4 protein-coding genes are annotated in these 2861 nt (G+C 66.2%); all 4 read right to left on the reverse strand.

Annotated elements, in window-relative coordinates; translation table 11 throughout:
• Positions 1-29: 29 nt before the first annotated feature.
• Positions 30-395: a DUF3024 domain-containing protein gene (locus DXK21_RS16305; protein WP_114818814.1), complete on the reverse strand. Its 366-nt coding sequence runs from the start codon at positions 393-395 to the stop codon at positions 30-32.
• Positions 395-2104: an IS66 family transposase gene (gene tnpC / locus DXK21_RS16310; protein ID WP_114818816.1), complete on the reverse strand. Its 1710-nt coding sequence runs from the start codon at positions 2102-2104 to the stop codon at positions 395-397. The genes DXK21_RS16305 and tnpC overlap by 1 nt, the downstream gene beginning before the upstream one ends.
• Before the next feature lie 79 nt (positions 2105-2183).
• A complete protein-coding gene (gene tnpB, locus DXK21_RS16315) occupies positions 2184-2531 on the reverse strand; it encodes an IS66 family insertion sequence element accessory protein TnpB (protein WP_114818815.1) in 348 nt (115 codons plus the stop codon).
• The coding region (gene tnpA, locus DXK21_RS16320; RefSeq protein WP_211306072.1) for an IS66-like element accessory protein TnpA at positions 2528-2861 on the reverse strand (334 nt) is incomplete at its 5' end. The genes tnpA and tnpB, both read right to left, overlap by 4 nt.

Raw genomic sequence — 2861 nt, forward strand, 5'->3', positions numbered from 1 at the left:
CGTAGCCATCCGGTGAGGACCGCGGCGAGCTAAAGCGGCTGCAGGATCTCGTCGGTCTCGATTTGCTTGAGGGCCTGGGCCAGCGTCTTGCCACGGTAAAGGCGAATCCAGGATCCGGTATGGCGACGCCATTGGATGTCGAAACGGTCGGGACCAGTCCAATCCAGACGGACGAAGGCGGCATCGAACTCTGCTCCCAGACTGTCGCTTGAGCCAGAGCGATATCGCTGGATGAAGCGATAGCGGGCACCGTGCCATTTGCCCTGGATATCGACCGGGTAGTTAAACTCGGTGGGGCGCACGACGCGAAGAAATCTCGGCTTCAGTACGTCGTCAATGAACTGTTGGCAGGCTGCGGTGATGAGCGCCTTTTCTTGCGGAAGGGGACCGTCCATCAGACCGCTGCCGTGACCAGGCTGACGCCCTTGGGACGCCAGTTCCACGGCAACAGCTCATCGAGGCGACTGGCCGGCAGATCGTTGATGCGGGCCAGGACGTCGGCGAACCAGGCCTGGGGGTCGACGTCGTTGAGCTTGCAGCTGACGATGAAGCTGTACATGGCCGCGGCCCGTTGCCCGCCCCGGTCCGAGCCGCAGAACAGCCAGGCCTTACGACCCAGAGCGACGCCCCTGAGGGCGCGTTCGGCGGCGTTGTTCGACAGGCAGACCCGGCCGTCCTCGAGGAAACGCGTGAAGGAGGGCCAGCGCCGCGTGAGATAGTTGACGGCCTTGACGATGTCGTGGTCGCGGGTGAGCTGGGCGCGCGTCTCCTGCAGCCAGACTTCGAGCTCGGCGATAATCGGCGCGCTCTTCGCCTGGCGGACAGCCAGACGTTCCAGCGGCGACTTGCCGTTGATCTCGCGTTCGATGGCGAACAGGGCGTCAATCAAACGCACCGCTTCCAGGGCCTTGGGATAGACGGCCTGGGGCTTCTCGCCGCGCGCCTTTTTACGCGCGGCGGCCTCGAGATCGGCCAGAATGAAGAACTTTCGTCGAGCGTGCGCCCAACAGCCCGCCTCCAGGATAGGGCCGGGCGGCCGCCCCTGCTTGTAGAGCTCGTTGTAGCCGCCATAGGCGTCGGCCTGCAGCACGCCGCTCCAGTTCTTGAGGTGGCCCTGGGGGTGAAGGCCTTTGCGGTCGCGCGAATAGTAGAAAAGCGCGATCCGCGGCCCCGTCCCGCCAAACGGCGCGTCGTCCAGCACATAGGTCCAGAGCCGACCGATGTCGGTCTTGCCCTTGGCCAGAATCGGCACGGTCGTGTCGTCGGCATGCAACCGCTCGGCGGCGAAGCCATGGATCTCGAGGCGGTGGAACAGCGGCGCCATCAATGCGGTGACGCCGCCGACCTGATCGGCCAGGGTGGACAGGCTCAGCGGCACGCCTTCGCGGGCGTAGCGCTCGGCCTGGCGGTTCAGCGGCTGATGCTGGCCGAACTTCTCGAACATGATCATGGCCAGAAGGTTCGGTCCGGCCCAACCCCGCGGCAGGACATGGAAGGGCGCCGGGGCCTGGGCCATGGTCTCGCAGTCGCGGCAGGAAAACTTCTCCCGCACGGTCTGGATCACCTTCCACTGGCGCGGGATCACTTCCAGCGTCTCGGTCACGTCCTCGCCCAGCTTCGACAGGCGCGACCCGCCGCAGCAGGCGCAGGCCGTGGGCGCCTCGATCACGACCCGCTCGCGCGGCAGGTGTTCCGGGAAGGGTTGGCGGGAAGGCTTCTTGCGCTCGAACCCCTTCACCGTCGTGGTCGCGCGGGCGACGGCTTTCTCGGCCGCCAGTTCGTCCTCGGTCGCCGAGGCTTCCAGTTCCTCCAGCTGCAGCTCGAGCTGGTCCAGCAGCCGGCTGCTGCGCTCTGACGTGACGCCGAAGCGTTCACGCTTCAGCTTGGCGATCTGCAGTTGCAGGTGGGCGATCAGCGCCTGGTCCTCGGCGCGGTCGGCCTTGGCGGCCGCCGCCTCGGCGACGGCCAGGGCGGCTTTCTCTTCCGCTCGGGTCGCTTTCTCTTCCGCTCGGACAGCCCCTGCCTCAGCCTGGTCGGCCCGCAGCTCGGCCGCCGCCAGCGCCCTTTTCAGCGCTGCGACGTCGTCCGGAACGGGGGCGGCCATGACTTCCATGGCGAGAATTGAATCATAATTTGCGTCGCTTGTGGCGCCCCAAAATGCAGTCTCGCCAATCTTTTTTCACTCAGCCGGCGCTCGTCGGACGCCAGCTATGCTGGGGATTTCGCCAGTCGATCCCTTCGAGCAAATAGCCGAGCTGGCCCATCGTCAGCGACACGGCCCCGCCCTCGGTCGCCGGCCAGATGAAACGCCCTCGCTCCAGCCGCTTGGCGTAGAGCGACAGGCCGATGCCGTCGTGCCAGACGATCTTCACCAGGCCACCGCCACGCCCCCTGAAGACGTAGAGATCTCCGCCATGAGGATCGCGCTTGAGGTGCTCCTGAACGAGCAAGGTCAGGCCCTGCATGCCTTTGCGCATGTCCGTATGGCCGGTGGCGAGCCATACCCGCACGCCAGATCGCATCGGGATCATCGCAGGGCCCGCAGCACCACGTCGACCAGGACCGGCGACGCCGTTCCGCTGATGCTCACCCGCGCCGAAGCCAGCTCGACCTGGATCACCGCTCCCCCGCCGGCGTCGGTCACCACGGACTCCTCGGCGATGACCGCCTCGACGAAGCCTGGGATCATCGATGCCCGCGCCTTGGCGCGCCAAGTGTAGATCAGCCCGCTCGAGACATCATGTCGGCGCGCTGCATCGACGACATTGCCGCCTGGCCCGAAAGCCTCCTCCAGGATCTGGCGCTTATCCTCATCCGTCCAGCGACGTCGCCGCTCCGGACCTGTCAGGAGGGTGATCTGG

Source organism: Brevundimonas bullata, assembly GCF_003350205.1.
GTDB lineage: Bacteria > Pseudomonadota > Alphaproteobacteria > Caulobacterales > Caulobacteraceae > Brevundimonas > Brevundimonas bullata.

Bases quoted from the DNA above. Each gene is read 5' to 3' on its own strand.
- DXK21_RS16305 (WP_114818814.1), bottom strand. From the start codon at position 395: ATGGACGGTCCCCTTCCGCAAGAAAAGGCGCTCATCACCGCAGCCTGC.
- tnpC (WP_114818816.1), bottom strand. From the start codon at position 2,104: ATGGCCGCCCCCGTTCCGGACGACGTCGCAGCGCTGAAAAGGGCGCTG.
- tnpB (WP_114818815.1), bottom strand. From the start codon at position 2,531: ATGATCCCGATGCGATCTGGCGTGCGGGTATGGCTCGCCACCGGCCAT.